At 50.6% G+C, this 19,326-nt stretch carries 17 protein-coding genes; 1 reads left to right on the top strand and 16 read right to left on the bottom strand.

Annotation, left to right across the window (positions count from 1 at the left end; translation table 11 throughout):
* Nucleotides 1-20 precede the first annotated feature (20 nt).
* From dnaK to gpr, 10 genes are all read right to left on the bottom strand, one after another.
* On the bottom strand, nucleotides 21-1,859 hold the full coding sequence (gene dnaK / locus KI362_RS01405; protein WP_044479345.1) for a molecular chaperone DnaK: 1,839 nt from the start codon (nucleotides 1,857-1,859) through the stop codon (nucleotides 21-23).
* Between the two features lie 48 nt (nucleotides 1,860-1,907).
* A complete protein-coding gene (grpE, locus tag KI362_RS01400) occupies nucleotides 1,908-2,504 on the bottom strand; it encodes a nucleotide exchange factor GrpE (RefSeq protein WP_044479346.1) in 597 nt (198 codons plus the stop codon).
* 59 nt (nucleotides 2,505-2,563) lie between these two features.
* On the bottom strand, nucleotides 2,564-3,595 hold the full coding sequence (gene hrcA / locus KI362_RS01395) for a heat-inducible transcriptional repressor HrcA (protein WP_301624319.1): 1,032 nt from the start codon (nucleotides 3,593-3,595) through the stop codon (nucleotides 2,564-2,566).
* 115 nt (nucleotides 3,596-3,710) lie between these two features.
* Nucleotides 3,711-4,178 (bottom strand): N-acetyltransferase, encoded by a 468-nt coding sequence (locus KI362_RS01390; RefSeq protein WP_044479348.1) that lies wholly within the window; start codon nucleotides 4,176-4,178, stop codon nucleotides 3,711-3,713.
* Nucleotides 4,179-4,273: 95 nt separating this feature from the next.
* On the bottom strand, nucleotides 4,274-5,440 hold the full coding sequence (gene hemW / locus KI362_RS01385) for a radical SAM family heme chaperone HemW (protein ID WP_301624318.1): 1,167 nt from the start codon (nucleotides 5,438-5,440) through the stop codon (nucleotides 4,274-4,276).
* 101 nt (nucleotides 5,441-5,541) lie between these two features.
* Nucleotides 5,542-7,359 (bottom strand): translation elongation factor 4, encoded by a 1,818-nt coding sequence (gene lepA, locus KI362_RS01380; RefSeq protein WP_044479350.1) that lies wholly within the window; start codon nucleotides 7,357-7,359, stop codon nucleotides 5,542-5,544.
* Nucleotides 7,360-7,422: 63 nt separating this feature from the next.
* Complete coding sequence (locus KI362_RS01375) at nucleotides 7,423-8,490, bottom strand: LacI family DNA-binding transcriptional regulator (protein ID WP_301624317.1); 1,068 nt, start codon at nucleotides 8,488-8,490, stop codon at nucleotides 7,423-7,425.
* A 90-nt stretch (nucleotides 8,491-8,580) separates the two neighbouring features.
* Complete coding sequence (locus KI362_RS01370; RefSeq protein ID WP_301624316.1) at nucleotides 8,581-9,021, bottom strand: hypothetical protein; 441 nt, start codon at nucleotides 9,019-9,021, stop codon at nucleotides 8,581-8,583.
* Nucleotides 9,022-9,057: 36 nt separating this feature from the next.
* Complete coding sequence (locus tag KI362_RS01365) at nucleotides 9,058-10,353, bottom strand: stage II sporulation protein P (protein ID WP_301624315.1); 1,296 nt, start codon at nucleotides 10,351-10,353, stop codon at nucleotides 9,058-9,060.
* A gap of 136 nt (nucleotides 10,354-10,489) precedes the next feature.
* Complete coding sequence (gene gpr / locus KI362_RS01360) at nucleotides 10,490-11,506, bottom strand: GPR endopeptidase (RefSeq protein WP_301624314.1); 1,017 nt, start codon at nucleotides 11,504-11,506, stop codon at nucleotides 10,490-10,492.
* 194 nt (nucleotides 11,507-11,700) lie between these two features.
* Here gpr and rpsT point away from each other — a divergent pair, with 194 nt between their 5' ends.
* Complete coding sequence (gene rpsT / locus KI362_RS01355) at nucleotides 11,701-11,973, top strand: 30S ribosomal protein S20 (RefSeq protein WP_044479353.1); 273 nt, start codon at nucleotides 11,701-11,703, stop codon at nucleotides 11,971-11,973.
* A gap of 108 nt (nucleotides 11,974-12,081) precedes the next feature.
* Here the strand turns inward: rpsT and holA are convergent, their stop codons facing one another.
* The 6 genes from holA to KI362_RS01325 form a co-directional block, all read right to left on the bottom strand.
* Nucleotides 12,082-13,101, bottom strand: a complete 1,020-nt coding sequence (holA, locus tag KI362_RS01350; RefSeq protein ID WP_044479354.1) for a DNA polymerase III subunit delta — start codon at nucleotides 13,099-13,101, stop codon at nucleotides 12,082-12,084.
* Nucleotides 13,102-13,625: 524 nt separating this feature from the next.
* Nucleotides 13,626-14,774, bottom strand: coding sequence for a zf-HC2 domain-containing protein (locus tag KI362_RS01345; protein WP_301624313.1), 1,149 nt, complete (start codon nucleotides 14,772-14,774; stop codon nucleotides 13,626-13,628).
* Nucleotides 14,771-15,319, bottom strand: coding sequence for an RNA polymerase sigma factor (locus KI362_RS01340; protein WP_044479356.1), 549 nt, complete (start codon nucleotides 15,317-15,319; stop codon nucleotides 14,771-14,773). Before KI362_RS01340 ends, KI362_RS01345 begins: the two co-directional genes overlap by 4 nt.
* 148 nt (nucleotides 15,320-15,467) lie before the next feature.
* Nucleotides 15,468-18,140, bottom strand: a complete 2,673-nt coding sequence (locus KI362_RS01335) for a ComEC/Rec2 family competence protein (RefSeq protein WP_301624311.1) — start codon at nucleotides 18,138-18,140, stop codon at nucleotides 15,468-15,470.
* Between the two features lie 86 nt (nucleotides 18,141-18,226).
* Entirely contained in the window at nucleotides 18,227-18,745 is a 519-nt protein-coding gene (locus tag KI362_RS01330) for a deoxycytidylate deaminase (RefSeq protein ID WP_044480028.1), read from the bottom strand.
* A 21-nt stretch (nucleotides 18,746-18,766) separates the two neighbouring features.
* A complete protein-coding gene (locus tag KI362_RS01325) occupies nucleotides 18,767-19,261 on the bottom strand; it encodes a ComEA family DNA-binding protein (protein ID WP_301624309.1) in 495 nt (164 codons plus the stop codon).
* Nucleotides 19,262-19,326: the final 65 nt, after the last annotated feature.

The following is a 19,326-nucleotide window of genomic DNA, read 5'->3' as shown; positions in this document are numbered from 1 at the left end:
ATCAAGGCATGTGCCTCGGATTAATTCTTCTTGTCTTCGTCAACAACCTCGTAATCAGCATCGACTACATTGTCTCTGCCGCCAGCAGCTTCGCCCTCCGCACCGCCGGCTTGCTCCCCGGCTTGAGCCGCCTGCTCGTACAGCTTCACCGACAGCTGTTGAACGATCTCGGTCAGCTTCTCGGAAGCAGCCTTGATCACTTCCAGGTCATCGCTTTCCAGCGCTTTCTTGAGCTCTTCCTTGGCAGCATTCGCTTTTTCCGTCTCGGAAGCATCGACCTTATCCCCGAGCTCCTTCAACGTCTTGTCAACGCTGTAGATCAATTGGTCGCCGTTATTCTTTGCTTCAACAAGCTCCCTGCGTTTCTTATCCTCTTCCGCATGAAGCTCGGCATCCTTCATCATGCGCTCCACTTCATCATCGCTCAGACCGCTCGACGAGGTGATTGTGATTTTTTGACTCTTGCCTGTGCCTTTATCGGTTGCAGATACGTTCACGATCCCGTTGGCATCGATGTCGAACGTAACTTCGATTTGAGGAACACCGCGCGGAGCCAGCGGAATGTCGCCCAGCATGAAGCGTCCCAGCGTTTTGTTGCCGGCGGCCATTTCGCGTTCCCCTTGCAGAACGTGGATTTCAACACTTGGCTGATTATCCGCATAGGTGGAGAATACTTGCGATTTGCTTGTCGGAATGGTAGTGTTGCGCTCGATCATCTTGGTGAATACGCCGCCCGCGGTTTCGATACCGAGCGACAATGGGGTTACGTCGAGCAATACAACGTCCTTCACATCGCCTGTAAGCACGCCCGCTTGAACCGCTGCGCCAAGCGCTACCACTTCATCCGGGTTTACTCCCTTATGAGGCTCCTTGCCAGTCAGCTTCTTGATTGCTTCCTGTACGGCAGGGATCCGGGTCGAACCGCCAACAAGCACTACTCTATGGATATCCGCAGAGGTCATTCCTGCATCGCTAAGCGCACGGCGGGTTGGTCCCATTGTACGTTCTACAAGGTCAGCCGTCAATTCTTCGAATTTAGCGCGGGTCAGATTAACTTCAAGGTGCTGAGGCACGCCATCCACTACCGTAATAAACGGAAGCGAGATCGTTGTCGTCAGAACGCCGGACAATTCTTTCTTGGCTTTTTCCGCAGCATCCTTCAGGCGCTGCACGGCTGCTTTGTCCTTGCTCAGGTCAATGCCTTGATCCTTTTTGAATTCAGCAACCAGATAATCAATAATCTTTTGGTCGAAGTCATCGCCGCCCAGGTTGTTGTCCCCGCTGGTGGCCTTAACTTCAAAGAAGCCGTCGCCCAGCTCAAGAATCGATACGTCAAATGTACCGCCGCCTAGGTCGTAAACCAGGATGGTTTGATCTTCTGCTTTTTCAAGACCGTAAGCCAAAGCTGCCGCCGTAGGCTCGTTGACGATCCGCAGCACTTCCAGACCCGCAATCTTGCCGGCATCCTTGGTTGCTTGACGCTGGCTGTCATTGAAATAAGCCGGAACCGTAATGACCGCCTGGGTTACCGTTTGTCCTAAGTAAGCTTCTGCATCCGACTTCAGCTTCTGCAGAATAATTGCCGAAATTTCTTGCGGCGTGAAATCCTTGCCGTCAACTGTTTCTTTATGGTTCGTTCCCATATGTCTCTTCACCGACATGATCGTGCGGTCCGGATTCGTAATCGCCTGACGTTTCGCCGTCTCACCGACAATGCGTTCTCCGTCTTTCTTGAAGCCCACCACCGAAGGAGTGGTGCGGGCGCCTTCCGGATTCGGGATAACGACAGCCTCGCCGCCTTCCATTACGGCTACGCAAGAGTTTGTTGTTCCAAGGTCAATACCGATAACTTTACTCATAGGAATAGTTCCTCCTTAAATGTATGCTGCAAACTGGGAAAAGGGCGATTAACCTTTCACTTTGACCATCGCCGGACGAAGCACTTTATCTTTCAGCATGTAGCCTTTTTGTACTTCTTCGACCACATCGCCTTCCTCATATTCATCGCTCTCCACCTGCATAATCGCCTGGTGGTACTCGGGGTTGAACGGTGTCCCCACGGCCTCCATCGGCGTCAAGCCTTCCGCTTTAAGAATACCTTCCAGTTGGCGGAAGATCATCTCAACGCCCTTGGCATAAGAAGCTGCCTCCGGCACATCGGAAACCGAGCCCAAAGCGCGTTCAAAATTGTCAATGACCGGCAGAAGCTCGGTAATAAGCTTGGCAGATGCATACTTGCCCAGCTCTTCCTTCTCCTTCACGGTCCGGCGGCGGAAGTTATCATAATCGGCCTGTGTACGAAGCAGACGCTGCTTGTGCTCTTCTATTTCAGCCTTCAGCTTCTCCGTCTCAGCCTCAAGGGCTTGATCCTGATCACCCGCTGCCTGTTCCTGAACATCTTCTTCAGGAGTGCCGTCGTCCGTTACGTTGTCCGTATCCGCATTTTCCAGCTCTTCTTTAACTCCAGTCTCCATCTCGTCTTGAATCGGTTGTTGTTCCTTCAAGATGTCACCTCCTTAGACAAAATTGCTGCAATTCATCTGCATCATTTACCCTATTGAATTTAATGAATCCTGGATAAAAATCTGCTCAGGTCTTTTGATAGGATGTCCAGGATTCCAATAACCCGTGCATACTCCATTCGTGTCGGACCAAGGATCCCAATCGTTCCCACCGCTTCGCCGTCAATTGCATAGGTCGCCGTAATCAGACTACAGTTCGCAAAGGCTTCATGGCCATTTTCAGTCCCGATCCTCACCTGTATGCCGCCCGGGCTTGAAGCCGAGGCCATCATTTTCAGCATCGTCGGCGTCTCCTGGAACAAATCGAGAATGCTCTTTACCTTATCAACCTCACGGAATTCCGGCTGGGTCAGCATATTCGTCATCCCGCTAAGGAACAAACGCTGCGTATCCTGCCCATTATCAAGCGCATCATCCAATACACTCATCAGACCCTCGAAATGACTCACATAACGCTCCATTTCCTGACCGATCTCGTTGTAGAGCGCCGTCTTCAGCTTATAAATAGGTACCCCGGTCAATTTTCGGTTAAGCAGGTTCACGAAATGCTCGATCTCCGAAACTGAAATTCCGGCCGGAATGGATACGGTCTTGTTCTCCACTTGACCCGTATTGGTCACGATAATGGCGACAGCCGTATTCTCATTCAGCGGCAGCAGCTGAAAATGACGCAACGACGTATTAAAAACTTCCGGCCCAAGCAGGATGGAAGTGTAATTCGTCATATTGGAAAGAATGGTGCCCGCATGCTGTACGATCTGTTCAATCGCATTCAGCTTCTCCGCAAAAAACGTCTTCAGGGTATGCAATTCCTTCGGCTTGATCAGATCCTGGGGAGCCAGATGATCCACATAATATCGGTATCCCTTATGAGAAGGTATCCGTCCTGCAGAAGTATGAGGCTGCTCCAGAAATCCAAGTTCCTCCAGGTCGGCCATCTCATTGCGGATGGTGGCTGGACTGTAAGAAACATCTCCCCGCTTGGATATGCTCCGGGATCCCACCGGCTCCGCTGAACGGATATAGTCATCAACTATAGCATTAAGTATCATCCTTTGGCGTTCCGTAAGCATGGTAATCCCTCCTGTATCACTTGGATAAAGCTCTGTTTCAAGCTCGTTAGCACTCGTTGTCGTTGAGTGCTAATCACTATTACAAAAATACCAAACCAACCTGACGATTGTCAAGTCAGTTCAGTATCTTGAGCACAGCTATTTCGTCGCAGCATTGCTGCTTCGAACAGTTCACGCAATCCCGCCATACTTTCTCCGGAAAAATCTCCTTTTCCACCACATGATATCCATTCTTTAAAAAGAAGGAGACCTCATAGGTAAGAGCCATCACCCGGGGGAGGGACTGCTTTCTTGCTTCCATCTCCAGCTGCTCAACGAGCATCGAGCCTAGTCCGCGGCCTTTATACCCTTCCGAGATGCCAAGTGAGCGAATCTCCACCAGCTCATCTCCGAGCTTGCATAACGATCCGCAGCCTACGATGATACCGTCTGCTTCCGCAACGATGAAATCTTCGATCTGCCGCTCAAGCACAGCCCGGGAGCGCGGGAGCATGATCCCCTTTTTTGCATATTCATCTATAAGCTCAAAAAGCTGACCGACATCTTCCAGCTTCGCTTGTCTGCATAAGATAACAGCCTGCATACCTTCTCCCCCTCCGATCAACGCTGCAATGATTTACGAATAAATATACATCACAGTGTATAAAAGTTCAAGAGAGAATATACATTCTATTTTCCTTAGCTGGTTAGCGCCCCGACAAATTCACCAAATACTTCGTTGCCGAGTAAAATCCCGCGCTCGCTGAGACGATAACCTCCATGATCAGCATGCGGCTCAAGAAGTCCGGCATTCAGCATTTTTTGAAGCTGGCCCTCAAAGATACTCTCCAGAGAAGCTCCAAATTGATCGCTAAAATCGCTGCTGCGAATCCCGTCCAGCATCCGCAAGCCAACCATCACAAAGTCCTCCATTGCCTCCTCGCGCGAAACCCGGAATTGCTCCAGGCGCGGAAGTCTCGTCTTGGCGGCTTCGACAAAGGGGCTGACCCCTTTAATATTCATATGGCGCTGACCGCCGACATAACCGTGCGCACCGGCTCCAAGACCGTAGTAATCCTCATTTCGCCAATAGGTCGTATTGTGCCGGCTCTCCAAGCCGGGCTTGGCAAAATTACTGATCTCATACTGTTTATATCCTGCTGCCTTCATCCTGGACATCAGAAGCAGGTACATGTTCAACTCATCCTCTTCACTCGGAAGCGGCAACTGATTTCGCTGAAACAGGGTATGGAATAACGTATTCTCCTCCACCTTAAGGCTGTAAATCGAGTAATGAGGGAGTTCCAGCTCAAGGGCCCGGTCTATACTTTCATTTAACATGTCAACCGTTTGATTAGGAAGCCCGAACATCAGGTCGATGGACATATTTGAAATTCCAGCGAGACGAGCATTCTCAAGACTTCGATATACATCATCTGTATTATGAATCCGTCCGATTCCCGTAAGCAGGTCATTCTGGAATGCCTGTACCCCGAAGCTGACCCGGTTCACCCCGCCGGCCTTCATGACCGACAGCTTCTCCAGGTCCGTCGTTCCCGGATTTGCTTCCATCGAGAATTCGATATCATCCGCCCAATCCGGAAAATGCCGTTTGACCGAGCTCAGGAAATACTCCATCTCATCCGGCTTGAGTACGGTTGGCGTTCCTCCGCCTACAAAAATGGACTTGATCGTTCCGGGAGGGGTCTCTCGAACTGTAAGCTCCATCTCCCTATCCAATGCGTGCAGATAGTCCATGACAGGCTGATCCTTCAGCACGTAAGAGTTAAAATCGCAATAGAAGCATTTATTTGTACAAAATGGTATGTGAATATACACCGCCTGCGGTGATGTTTGCTGGCTCATCTTATTCCCTCCTTAATGACTGCAAATTCATGTCTGTGTCCAGCCGAAAGTCCGATATAGCGCGAAAGGAAAGCCTGGCGGCTTTCCTTCCGTCGATCCTGCTATTTATCGTCGATCTTCAGCACTGCCATGAAGGCTTCCTGCGGAACCTCGACATTACCGACCTGCTTCATCCGCTTCTTGCCTTCCTTCTGCTTCTCAAGCAGCTTGCGCTTCCGCGAGATATCCCCGCCGTAGCACTTGGCAAGCACGTTTTTCCGCATGGCCTTGACCGTCTCGCGGGCAATAACCTTTGTTCCGATCGAGGCTTGAATCGGCACCTCGAACATTTGACGAGGAATCAGTTCGCGAAGCTTCTCGCAGATAACCCGTCCGCGATGATACGCGCGCTCCCGGTGCACGATGAAAGACAACGCATCGACTTGCTCTCCGTTCAAGAGGATATCCATCTTGACCAGATTGGACTGACGGTAGCCGGACAGCTCGTAGTCGAAGGAAGCATACCCCTTCGTGCTCGATTTCAATTGATCGAAGAAGTCATATACGATCTCCGACAACGGGACCTGATAGATAATGGTGACCCGTGTCGTATCCAGATATTCCATATTAACGAATTCACCGCGCTTGCCCTGGCAAAGCTCCATAACAGTTCCAACATAATCGTTCGGAACAATAATGCTTGCCTTAACAAACGGTTCTTCCACATACTCAATCTTGCCAACCTCAGGATAATTCGAAGGGTTGTCAATTGAAATCTGTTCTCCGTTGGTCAAGGTGACATGATAAATTACGCTCGGCGCCGTTGTAATCAGTGGAATATTGAATTCACGCTCAATGCGCTCCTGGATGACATCCATGTGCAGCAGACCGAGGAATCCGCAGCGGAATCCAAAGCCCAGCGCACTGGAGGTCTCGGGCTCGAAGCTCAGCGAAGCATCATTCAGTTGAAGCTTCTCCAAGGCCTCGCGCAAATCATTGTAGTCCGAAGTCTCAATCGGATACAAGCCGCAATAGACCATCGGATTGATCTTCCGGTATCCTGGCAGCGGCTCTGCTGTTGATTTCTTGGCATCCGTTACCGTATCCCCGACCCGGGTGTCCCCCACATTCTTGATCCCGGCTACGATAAAGCCGACATCGCCGACGCTAAGCTCGTCCACTACAGTCATCCGCGGTTTGAATGCTCCGACCTCAATAACCTCAAACGTTTTGTCGGTCGCCATCATCTTGATCTTGGAGCCTGCCTTAATATGACCATCGATGACCCGCACATAGACGATAACTCCTTTATAAGGATCATAATGCGAGTCAAAGATGAGCGCCTTCAGCGGCTGATCAGGATCTCCTGTCGGGGCCGGAACCTTCTCAACCACCTGCTCCAGAATTTCCTTGATTCCGATACCCGCTTTTGCAGAGGCAAGCACGGCATCACTGGCATCCAAGCCGATAACATCCTCCACCTCCTGCTTAACGCGGTCAGGATCAGCGCTTGGGAGATCAATTTTATTAATAACAGGCAATATTTCAAGATTGTTATCCAACGCTAAATATACATTAGCCAGGGTTTGCGCCTCGATTCCTTGCGCAGCATCCACGACCAGCAATGCGCCTTCACAGGCAGCCAGGCTTCGGGATACTTCATACGTGAAATCGACGTGTCCCGGCGTATCGATTAGATTGAGTATATACTCTTCTCCATCGTCCGCACGATAAGACAAGCGAACCGCTTGCAGTTTAATTGTAATACCGCGCTCCCGTTCCAGATCCATCTGGTCCAGAACCTGCTGCTGCATTTCTCTTGAGGAAAGCGCTCCAGTATATTCCAGGATCCGGTCGGCCAAGGTCGACTTTCCATGGTCTATATGTGCGATAATACAAAAATTACGAATCTTCTTTTGTCTTTCCCGAATGTCAGTCATTCTTACCCCCACCACAAATCCTCGTAGTCAATCAATTCATTATATCAGTTGAGAGGGGCGGCATCAACGCTTCAATTCCTTTGTCGAGGAGCGGAGGACAAGTTCGGCCGAGACGAGTATCTTCTCCCGAATCTGATCCGGGCAGTCAATTCGCTCAAGCAGCTTCCGGACCGCGCGTTGTCCCATCGACTCCTTAGGCACATGGATTGTGGTGAGCATCGGCGAGCTGCGGAAAGCATCATCAATATTATCAAACCCCGTAACACTAACCCGTCCCGGCACATCGATTCCAGCATGCCGGAGCGCATCCACGACATGAAGAGCAATCGCATCATTCGCACAGATCATCGCGGTTGGCATTGTTCCTTCTCTCAGCCTTTCTTCCGCCCACTGCTGCACAAGGGAGACATACTTTTCTCCCAGCTCGACATTGGCCGGCTGCAGCATGGGGTCATCCTTGCTTGGCATCACCAGTCCGTTAGCCTCCATCGCCTCCCTGTACCCTAGCCAGCGATCCCGGAAGCTTCGGGAGAAGGAAATATCCCCGATAAAATGCAGCTGCTCATGACCAAGCTCTATTAGGTATTGACAGAGACGCATCACACTGTCAGCATTGTTCGCAAACACTGTATCTGTCGGAATCAACGCATCCTCATGATCGACCAGCACCATGGGAATTCCAAGCCGGTGTACCTCCAGCAGAAGAGAGGACTCGATGTTGCCCACGCCGATCAGTCCCAATATCCCCTCGGGGTTGAGGATGTGGCTGAGATCCTCAGCTCTTGATTCGGAGATTGTCATCATTCCGATCCCTAGAGACTCCAGCTCTCTGTCGATTCCCTCCAGAATTTTACCCCAATACAGAGACTCCCTCGTCTGAAACCGGTTGTTCGGCATCAGGACAATGACCGATTGCCTCGACGAGCCGGCTGCAGGCGCGGAAGCCCGCGACAAAGACCCGTGCTTCATATAAGCATTCTTCTGATTAAAATAACCCAGCTGAGATGCTGCTTGAATGACCCGGTCTTTCGTTACTTCATTCACGCCTCCCTTTCCGGACAAGGCTTTCGACACGACAAATTTGGATACCCCCAAATGGTCGGCGATATGTTGCATCGTAACCTTCTTCACTGAATAACCCCCGACATGAATCCGTTAGTAATAATACTATCATTATTATAACAAATAGCTGTCTTTGAGGTACGCCTTGCTGCACAGTTCTTATTCTCCGGAATCAAACCAGGATGAGACCCAATGAATACTCCTGCTGGACAACTGCTGAAGCAGGCTTGCTGTTTTGTCCGCAAACCGGTCAACGGCAGGAGCCTGCGGGTCCGGCAGCAGCAAATCAGCCGGGGTCTGCAGTCCATCCGCTATTTCCTCTACGGAGGTGGGCAGCTGTGGGTCAGCTCCGCCTTGAGCAGAGTCAGTCTGCTCAGGAACCATAAAGTATCCGGTCTTGCCGTCCGGAGTTATGAAGGTATACACCTCCTTGATCGGGTTCGCCGCAGCAGAATTGGCTTGCTGCAACCCGGACCCGTTCTCAGGCCCGGTTGTTGCCTTCGAGTCCTGCGGGCCCGGCTCCGATATTTGCATTCCGAGCGTGACTCCTGCAGCCAGCAGCAGCACATACAGCAGTGTTTTCTTAAGCGATTTCCCCATCAGTAACACTCCTTCCTTCCGGACAGCAGAATTGCATCAGGATTGATGATTGCTTTGAATTTGATTCCCGTTACCGTTACTGCCGCTCTGTGTCAACGAACCCGCCTTCAATGCCTCCTGGTTCTCCCAATACAGGTCGGAAATAATCTGGGCCAGCACCTTTGCTGTCCGTTGGAGCTCTTCCTCCGTATTGTCGATTCCCCCAACCTCGATCAGGATGCTTTGCGGTGACAGAGACTGATTGTACTCGCCATTCCCCTGCGAACTCGTCTTGCCCCAGATTCCTCTTGAGATCCCCGGATAAGCTGCCTCCAAACGATCATGAATCTTATTCGCAAAGGATTCGTTCTTACGCCAGTTTTCATTTCCATGTCCAATGATGAAATACACCTGGGCATAGGAAAGGCCATCAATCGTGGTGGTCGTTTTATCATGCCGCTGTGAATCGCGGTGAATATCAATAAAGTATTCCAGCATCCCGTTTTCAGCCATTGCAGTCTTTACCGTCTCTCTGGAATATTTATATGAATAGTTATAGCTGTAATTGCTAACTGTAGCTGCATAGTTCTTGAACGAATGCAGGGTAGAAATCCCTAAGCGCTCCAGCTCTTCGGCCATAAACTCCCCGACCAATCCGACATTTTTCTTTTCTTCCGCTGAGCTCGGGTTATCTATGTTGGTACCGAGGATAGGATTGTAGGATTCCTGGGGATGAGAATGGTAGATCATGACGACATTTTTGTAGCCTGGCTGGTTTGCCGGCTGCTGATCAGGATTGGTTGGCGGTTGATTCTGTCCATCCGTCCCCGTTGGGGGGATGTCATTCTGGTCTGGGTCGGTGGTCCCCAAGTCGGGTTCTGAATGCTCGGGAGCCGTATCGGATGCCCCTGAGCCGGGATGATAATCCTCCGGCGCCTGTACGGTCTTATTCCCTGAACCAATACGAAGCAATACAGGATTGTCCGCGCCGAGGCCCGGAACCTCACGGGCTACCAGGCTTTTCGGATCCGAAGGATTTACATCCGTCAACAATTGGAAGACAAACCGGGAGACCTGTCCGGCAGATATAGCCGGGCTGTCCGAATCACCTCCTGAATGCGGGAGCTCCATGCCTATCATTTCGATGAAGAACTGGCTGGACAGTGAAGCCGCGAGCCCCTTCATCGACGATACGGGAGAGGTATGCAGATGCTTCTCTGCGATCCCGAACGTACCCAATAGAACAAAAAAGACAACCGACATCGCCGACATCAACAAAAAGGTGCGCCCCATTACAAGCCCTTGCAGCAGATTCGCTCTGATTTTCCCAATATTCCATGCTCTGAACTTCATTATGTGTTATCCTCCTCCAGCCAGTACGCTTAGGCTCTGATCTCATATACTTCAAATCTATGAACCTATCGGAGAGGATAGAACTTGCTATTATCACAAAAATAGAAGTCCGCGAGAATGCGAACTTCATAGAGAGTTAGTGGGTGTAGGCCGATATGTTTTCCTGATTAACCGCCTCATGCAATGCAAGATTCAGGCCGTTGGCGATCACGTTGGCGATATCTTCAATAAATTCGTCGATTTCTTTAGGCGTCACGATCAGATCGTGCCCCAGCGGCTCCAGCACTTCCTTGACCAACCCCAAGCGTTCGCTTTCGCTTAACTCGGTCAATAGCCCAAGAATTTGCTTAGTCTGCACCTGTTGTCCGTCATCCTGCTCCTGATCGAAATGGGTCTTCATCATATCGAATACATTGTTCACGATGGTGGAAGCATAGCACACGGTGGGCACTCCGATGGCGATGCAAGGCACTCCGAGAATCTCACGGGTCAGTCCCCGGCGCTTGTTCCCTATGCCTGAGCCCGGATGGATACCGATATCCGCAATCTGGATCGTCGTATTAATCCGCTCCAGTGAACGCGAGGCAAGCGCATCAATGGCAATAATGAGATCCGGCTTTGTACGTTCCACAATCCCTTGCACAACTTCGCTCGACTCGATGCCGGTAATTCCCATCACTCCAGGAGCAATCGCGCTAACCGGACGGTAACCCGGAGATACCCGATCCGGGGTCAATTCGAAATAGTGGCGGGTGATCAGCACATTCTCAACGACAAGCGGACCCAGCGCATCCGGAGTCACATTCCAGTTCCCAAGCCCGACAATAAGAGCCTTCGCTCCTCTGGCAATACCAAGCTTGTTAAGAAAACCGCTGAATTCTTTGGCGAATGCTTCGGCTACCTTGTCCTGCAGCTCACTATCCTGGCCCCGCAGTCCGGGGACCTCAATGGTAATGTAATGCCCTTTGATTCTGCCGAGCTTGGCTGAAGCAGCCTCATCCAGCACATCAAGACGAGTAATCTTAATACCATCCTGTTCTTCAACCTGCTCCTGAACTCCAGGGAGCGGCCCGCCATGGATGGTCTCGGCAAGCTCCCGGGATTCCACAGCCAGATCGGTGCGAACCGAGTATTTTTGCAAATCCAGTGTCATTGGATCACGCCTCCTTTTTTCTTGCTCGCAGCTATAGTTTGCGAGACAGCGCAGACGATTATTCACGATTAATTCCCCTTAAGAGCGTGCCGAATTGTTTATAGGAACTGATTGCAATTTGCTAGGCATCGTGATAAACTATTTTAAGTTGTGAATCATCTGGGATGATATATGCTTTACAGGAGGTGAATGCAATGCCAAACATTAAATCCGCAATTAAACGCGTAAAAACGAATGACAAGCGCCGTGCGCTGAACGCTTCGCAAAAGTCCGCTCTTCGTACTGTTGTTAAAGCTGCTGACACAGCTCTGGCTAACAATGAAGTGGACACTGCAAAGTCTGCTTTCGCCGCTGCTTCCAAAAAATTGGACAAAGCCGTTACTAAAGGTTTGATCCATAAAAATGCAGCTGCCCGCAAGAAGTCCCGCTTGGCTAAAAAATTGAACGCCCTTACGTCGCAAGCGTAAGCGTCGCTTTTTATAAACTTAAGCTCAAAAAGACCTGAACGATAATCGTTCAGGTCTTTTTGATGATATCAGCAAGTATAAACTTCGGAGCATGAGTTCATTATCCCCTTAAGCGCCTAGTCTGAGCAGGAACAGCTCCAGGCCCAGCACCTTATCAATTCCGCCGCTTTTCATCTGGTAATCAAGCTGCGCAAGATCAGATAAGATCCCCTTAAGCCGCGAAGGCTCAAACTTTCTGGCTTGTTCACCTGCAATTTTAACCGCATAAGGATGCAGGCCCAGCTGCGAAGCAATTTGCTGCTGCGAATAGCTCTGTCTTGCCATATCCTTCACCTGAAGCATAATCCGGAACTGCCGGGCAATCAGGGAAGCAATTTTGATGGGCTCCTCCCGCTGCTTCAATAATTCGTAGAAAATATCCAACGCCTGTTCAAGGCGCAGGTTGGCAATATGCTCAACCATCACGAATACATTCTGCTCTGTTGTCCTGGCAACAAGCTGTTCAATAACCGCAGAGTCAATCATTCCGCCTTGCCCGGCATATAGACAGAGCTTGTCTATTTCAGTAGACAACGGGGACATCTGGACGCCTACCGTCTGAACTAACGCCTCGGCTGCCTCACGGCCGATTCGGCTGCCTCTCTTCTCAATCTCCCGAATCACCCAGTTTGTTAATTCGCTGCCGCCCAGCGGCATAAAGGAAAGCACCGTACCCGCCGCCTTCACAGCCTTAACGATCTTCTTACGCTCATCCAGCTTGTCTCCTTGTACCAAAAAGACAATTACACTGTGCTCCGCTGGATTGGACAGATAAGAGGTCAGCGCCTCAACTTTATGTTCGATCTTGCCGTTATCCTTCCCCGTGCCAAACAGCGACACATCGCGAACCAGAATCAGCTTCCTCTCTACAAGGAAGGGAAGCATTTCGGCTTCTTCCACAATCATCTCAATCGGCGTATCAGCCAAGTCATAGGATGCAAGCGAGAAGTCCCGCTGCTCCGGATCCGTAATCTGCGACTGCAGCAGACTGACGAATTCTTGGATCTGATATTTTTCCGTACCGTAGCATAAATAAATCGGGGCAATCTGCCCTTGCTTGATTTGTTTCAGCACTGTCTTGACGTCCATCATGCAACTCCCTCAGGTTTCTAAGAACATGCTCAAATACCTATATAAGTTGGTCTAAGAAGAGTACGCCGCTGGGGGGGCAACGTGTGAAGTGCTCTTCCGATCGCTGTTGTTCGCGAATTTCTCTGACTGAACTAAGCCATCATAAGGTAGAAATCCACTCACAAAGGCGAACGCTAACGCTTCATGCTTCCGAAGCAGCTTTCTTACAGAAAGCTTTTAGCACTTCACACTTATGCCCATTCCACGTAGCTTCTTTCCAACTCAACTATCTCTATGATACTGTGAAACGACGGATTCGTCCAAGTTTTGCCCGGAAATGCAACAAAGGAACCTTCGCTATGCGAAAGTCCCTTTGTCCCAGAGCATCTATATAAACGCAGGCCGGAAGGCTCTAGAAACAATCCCGCCTGCGGTCATACGACGTTCAGGGTGTAGCTCTTTACCGTACCTTGATATAACCTATTCCATATCTTCTGAAAAGGTGCCACCGGTTGGGGCCCGTTTTCTTTATCTCTGTATTTCTAACGAACAGGCTGAAGGGTATAGGAAGCAGATACTCCGTCTTTCTCTACAATATAAGTAAAGACTGTTCCATCCTCAGACCACTCGCCGCTAACCCAATCGCCTTCTACAGGCAAGTCCGTAACCATGGTTGAGCTGTCGAACTCATTCCGGTACAAATACAAATGCTCATCCAGATATTTCACCAGGAAGAGCCCATCCGGAGAAGTCCACTCATCCGGCATCGCAAACCTGGAGATCCCCATCATCATTCCTCCATCCTGCAAATCTCCTTGCTGTTCAGCAATGCCTTCATTTTCCTGAATCAGAGGAGGATCAGAGGCCCTTTCATCCCTTACGGCATCTTCCGAAGCATCAGCGCGGTTCGCGGCAGATGTATCTTCCTTGTTGGCCAACTTCTCATTTTCTTGGCTGGTTGGCTTTTGTCCTGAAGAAGAGGACGGGCTCTTCGGATTCGGGACTGGGGAATCCGGCTGCTCCGGAGCTGTCCCCGTCGAATGGTCGGAGTCAGCGGTCGGACTGCTGTCTGCCGTGCTTTGTTCATCTGCAGCTGGTTTATTATTATCAGATGCCTCAGGCTCTGGAGTTGCTGATGAGGCATCCTGAGCCGCTTCTTCCTGTGCACTGCCGGATGTCATATGATCTGCATCCGACGACTGGCCCATATCCTGTGCAGAGGATTCAAGCGATGAATTCTCACTCGTGTCCATTACGGAATAAGAAGCTATCTCAGCATCGCGAACGGTACGCGGCTCTACCTGATAAATAAACACACCCAAAATCACTGCCGCCGCCAGACCGAGCGCGCCTGTACGATAAGCACGGCTGCGGCCTGAGGTCCGCTCGCGCCGGCGATTGACCGGCTCAGCAGCCATTGTCGCGGCAGGGATCTCCTCTGACGCGCTGCCTTCTTCCCGGCGACCAAGATCAAGCGCCTCAAGCTGCGGGAGGATCGCATCGACAAGACTGTAACGCGGGGCCAAAACCGGAAGCTCCTCCAACTGGGCAGACAGCTCCTTGAGCATAGCGAACTCTTCCTTACAATCACGGCAGCTCTGAATATGCTCAAGCAGCGCGGAGCTCTCTTCCTCGCTCAGATCATGGTCGATATAACGATGCATCCATTCCACCGCCTCCGAGCATTTCATCCTGATACACCACCTTTCTGATAATCTTGAAGTAATTGCTGAAGCTGCTGTCTGGCTCTGAATAAATAGGATTTCACCGTATTCAGCGGCAGATTCAGACTATCGGCTATTTCATTGTAAGAGAAGTCCTGCAGGTACCTTAGTACAACGACCATTCGATGCTGTTCGGGCAGCTGGTCAATCGCATCCCGGATGTCTTGAGCCAGATAACCGGACATGACCTCGCGTTCTACGCTTTCCTTTCCCTGAAAGACCATTTCATGCTCATCAATGGATACGGTCGGCTTAGCCCGGCGAAATTTGTCGATACAGATATTCGTTACGATTCGTTGAACCCAGGTCTTGAATTGCGCCTTCTCCTCATAAGAATCAATTTTTGTATAAATGCGGATAAGTGCTTCCTGCGCAGCATCCATAGCATCCTGTTCATTTTTTAGAATGTAAAAGGCCGTAGTATATACATGATTCTCAATTTCTCGCAATAGGGTGATTAGAGCGTCGCGATCGCCCGATTGAGCGGCTCTGACGAGTCCTTGCTCCACCACAAAGGCTCCCCCTCTCTTGCAACCTTACAGACGGGATCGTCCCGAAATATGTTGCAATGTTGTTACTATTATTTTTGATAAATTCCTGATTAACTCACCTTAGAATATCAAAAAAAATAGATTGCGTCATCCGCAGGCTGCTGGAAGATCAGTACGCCTCATTTAAAGCCTGCCACTTGCTCCGGACATAGAGTTGCCCCTGTAGAATTCTGAACTGAATTCCTCCGTTTAAATCGGTCCGATAAATCCGGCTGCCTGTTGCTTCAAGCCGTTCGACAACACCGCTGTTAGGATGACCATACACGTTTGACCTGCCCGCTGAAATAATAGAAATTCGAGGCTGCACTTGGCTCAGCCATTCCTGTGTGGAGGAGGTCTTGCTGCCATGATGAGCCACCTTTAAAACATCGCTCCTAAGCTGAAGGCCCTTGATTGCTTGACTCTCCAGCTTCTCCAACATTCGCCGTTCTGCCTTAGCGTCCATGTCTCCCGTAAATAGAAACGAAACCCCATCCATGGTCAGCCGGAACACTACTGATCGCGTATTCTGATCCTTAGTATAAGGAAAATTCGAGGTGATAAGCTCATCCTCCGGAGCCAGAAATACAAGCTGGGTCTTCTGATCCGGCTGTAATACCTGTCCTGTCTTAACAGCATAAATGGGGATATCCTGTTCTAAGGCCGTCCTCATGAGCTGATTCATCGTTGCCGAGTCTGCAAGGCTGCCATTAAGAAAAATCATCCCAACCGGGTAGCTGTCCAGAACCGCTTGCAAGCCGCCGATATGATCCTGATCTCCATGGGTCAGCACCACGGCATCCAGCCGATGAATGCCCCGCTTTTTAAGCAGAGGGACAAGCGTCTTCTTACCTACCTCAAAAGGGTCTATGCGCTGCCGCCAAGTATCGCCGGGCTTCCGGAAAGTGACGGTTCCCCCGCCGTCTACCAAAATATGAAGTCCGGCAGGCGTCGTAATCAATGCGCTATCCCCTTGTCCGACATCCAAAAACTCGACATACCCGGTTCCCTGGCGATAGTCAGATTGGAAGCCGACATAGAGAAGAACGCCCATGATAGCTGCGGCTGCCAGCGACATTCCAATATCGCGCCACGATCGGCGAGGCTCATTGAAGAAGGGAATCGGGCCGGGTGCTGAAGCTGGCCTCGGATCATGACCTGGGTAGGGCGGAAGCGGCACCGTATCCTCCTGCGTCAGAAGGCTGCCTTGATTCCGTTCCTGTTCCTTCGCAATGCCTGCTTCCCGTGACAAAAGCCAATACAGCACAACGTAAAAGGAGAGCATCCAGAGCAAGGAGGGAGATTTCCAATACGTCATGGACCCCATCCAGCTATTCAACCATTCCGTGATGACAAAGGTTAAGCGATTGAGCTGGATTACCGGGTAGGCAATAAAGCGGGCAAGCGGCATCCAGATCAGGCCGACCAGCAGAGCAGCCATCCCGCCCGGAAGAGAAACCAGGCTGACCACTGGAACAAGCACCAGATTTGCTGCCAGGGACAGAATCGAGACCTGATTAAAATAAAAAATCGTCAGAGGGAAGGAGACCAGCTGTGCCGCAACAGTAATGGCTACTGCAGAGCGAAATCGACCGGGCAGCCATTTTAGCCATGGCCTAAGCAACGGTACAAACACGATCAGACCGGCCGTTACGGCAAAGGATAGCTGGAAGCTCACATTTACAAGTAAATAAGGGTCCCAGATCAACATGACCAGACAAGAAGCGGAGACAAGGTGAAGGCCATCCTTCAACAATCCTCTGCGGAGCAGATACAGTCCCAGCATGGTCATCATTCCGGCACGGATGACGGAAGGGGTAAATCCTGTCAGCAGAACATAGAACGGAGTGAAGCCCAGCGCTAACAGCTGCGAGGACTCTTTAGTAAGCCTGCATAACCGGCAAAGCCCTAATAGCAAGCCAATATTGATAGCCACATGACTTCCTGATATCGCTAAAATATGACTAAGCCCCAGGTTCGTAAATTGAGTGTATTTATCAGGCTCCAGTTCATCAGCCAGGCCGATCAGAAGCCCCTTCATATATCCGCCCTGCCAGTCCGGGAATAACGCGTCCACCTTCGCTCCAAGCGCTTGCCGGAGTTTATCAATATTGCCTAGCAGCTGCGGGGTTCCCCAGCCTCCGGTACGATTCAATTGCACTACCTCCGAAGCACCCTTGACCTTCAGAAGCCAATGTATCCGCTTATAGTGGAGATAGTTCCTGTAGTCGAAGCCGCCATAATTACTGGATATGCTTGGCCGTTCAAGCGCCCCTTGAATCCGGACCTCCTGTCCCCTCCCCCATAAGGCTGCTTCGTCCAGTTCCTCTTCCTTTGCCAAAGTTACCTGTACCAAAACTCTCTCGCCATCCACATTAGACAGCTTCGTCTCGGCAGGGAGCTGATCGATATCAGTGTGCTCAAGCTCCAGCTCAACTTCTCCCTTCAAACGGAGCGTAAAGGTTACCCGGTCGCCATCGATGTCCGGAGAAGACACAAGGATGCCTTGCATGGCAGCAGTCGATTTGTCAGGAAGGACGGATTGCCATATCCGTTCAAATGAGCCCGACAGCTTGCTTGTGTTAAGCTTGTCCTGAACCATCCAATATCCGGCAGCAGCTGAGAAAATAACCCCTAAAATCAGAAGCCTCTTCCAGGACAAGGAGCACATCATCCCGTACAACGGCAGCATCAGCACCATGCCTGCCCATAGCAGCCAGAACTCCGTTCCTTGCAACAAGCAGGCGGCTGTGCTTCCCGCAATCCAAAAGCAAGCCGCCTGAACCAAGGGTCTCTGCTTCATAATGAACCTTCCTTTGTCGTTCAAAATAAAAAGAACCCCGCCTGTCTTTAGACAGATGAGGTCCTTCCTGCATCTCAATCAAAAACTTAATCCTGAATCATGACTACGGTCTCCGGGGGAGGTGAATAGGTATCCAGCCTTCTGAAGACGATGCCTTTTTGTTGCATCATTGCGGTTACCTTGCCCGTATCCTTCGGATAAGGACGGTGATACACGATTTCTGTAATTCCGCTGTTCGCCAGCATATTGGCACAGGTCCAGCAAGGCTCGTCCGTAACATAAACGCTGGACCCCTCCCGATCTACGCGATCCGTGAACAGAAGCAGGTTTTGCTCCGCATGAATCGTCCGGATGCATCTTTGCTTCTTGATCACCTTCTCCTGGCCTTCTACAACGGTAACCTCGTAATCCTCCGCGATCATGCACCCGGCCTCCAGACAATCAGGGACGCCGGAAGGGGCACCGTTGTATGCCGTGCCCAGCAGCTTCTTGCCCTGCACCAATACAGCGCCCACATGTCTGCGGCTGCAGCGTGAGCGGGTAGACACCATATAAGCAATATCCATGAAGTAGGTATCCCAATCCTTACGTGTCTCCGGACTTATCATAAGCAAACTCCTCCATTCCTACAGCCCGATATGCGGCTTCATTTTTTCCAGCATTTTATCTCCAATTCCCTTGACCTTCGTTAGATCCTCAACGGCTTTAAATAATCCATGAGATGTTCTGTATTCAATAATAGCCTGCGCTTTCTTCTCTCCGATGCCTGGAATTTCCATTAACTCTGTTATTGAAGCTGTATTAATAGAAATTACATTGGATGCTGCAGCCGGAGTCTCTGATTGAGAAGTCTGCAGCAACGGCATGGCTGAAGACTTCTCAGCAGCGGCTTGTGCTTGGAGCGTATCCGTAGCAGTCGGCCCCGTCTCCGGTGGAGTCGTTGTCTCGACTTTCGGCTCGGCAGCCGTCTCTTGCAGTGATACAGCGGCGGCAATCTCCATATTCAGCGGAATCCAGTCGTCGATAACCCGGTCTTGGCGGTCTCCAGCCGCAAACCATACCAGTGCCGCTCCTGCCATCGCCGAGATCAGTGATGTGATGACGTACCCTTTTCTAATCATTGGCATCCCCCGACCTTAAAATTTCCATGAAATAAGTCATGAATATGCATTCTGTGCGCATAAAC

Origin of the sequence: Paenibacillus apis (assembly GCF_018333295.1) — a bacterium.
In the GTDB taxonomy this organism is placed as follows: Bacteria; Bacillota; Bacilli; order Paenibacillales; family Paenibacillaceae; genus Fontibacillus; species Fontibacillus antibioticophila.
Note: the sequence above shows the minus strand (reverse complement) of the source record. Positions and strands in the feature narration are given on the sequence as shown.

Excerpts from the sequence above, each read along its gene's own strand:
- dnaK (WP_044479345.1), bottom strand. The coding sequence starts at position 1,859 with ATGAGTAAAGTTATCGGTATTGACCTTGGAACAACAAACTCTTGCGTA.
- hrcA (WP_301624319.1), bottom strand. The coding sequence starts at position 3,595 with ATGCTTACGGAACGCCAAAGGATGATACTTAATGCTATAGTTGATGAC.
- KI362_RS01390 (WP_044479348.1), bottom strand. The coding sequence starts at position 4,178 with ATGCAGGCTGTTATCTTATGCAGACAAGCGAAGCTGGAAGATGTCGGT.
- hemW (WP_301624318.1), bottom strand. The coding sequence starts at position 5,440 with ATGAGCCAGCAAACATCACCGCAGGCGGTGTATATTCACATACCATTT.
- lepA (WP_044479350.1), bottom strand. The coding sequence starts at position 7,359 with ATGACTGACATTCGGGAAAGACAAAAGAAGATTCGTAATTTTTGTATT.
- KI362_RS01370 (WP_301624316.1), bottom strand. The coding sequence starts at position 9,021 with ATGGGGAAATCGCTTAAGAAAACACTGCTGTATGTGCTGCTGCTGGCT.
- KI362_RS01365 (WP_301624315.1), bottom strand. The coding sequence starts at position 10,353 with ATGAAGTTCAGAGCATGGAATATTGGGAAAATCAGAGCGAATCTGCTG.
- gpr (WP_301624314.1), bottom strand. The coding sequence starts at position 11,506 with ATGACACTGGATTTGCAAAAATACTCGGTTCGCACCGATCTGGCTGTG.
- rpsT (WP_044479353.1), top strand. The coding sequence starts at position 11,701 with ATGCCAAACATTAAATCCGCAATTAAACGCGTAAAAACGAATGACAAG.
- holA (WP_044479354.1), bottom strand. The coding sequence starts at position 13,101 with ATGGACGTCAAGACAGTGCTGAAACAAATCAAGCAAGGGCAGATTGCC.
- KI362_RS01345 (WP_301624313.1), bottom strand. The coding sequence starts at position 14,774 with ATGAAATGCTCGGAGGCGGTGGAATGGATGCATCGTTATATCGACCAT.
- KI362_RS01335 (WP_301624311.1), bottom strand. The coding sequence starts at position 18,140 with ATGAAGCAGAGACCCTTGGTTCAGGCGGCTTGCTTTTGGATTGCGGGA.
- KI362_RS01325 (WP_301624309.1), bottom strand. The coding sequence starts at position 19,261 with ATGATTAGAAAAGGGTACGTCATCACATCACTGATCTCGGCGATGGCA.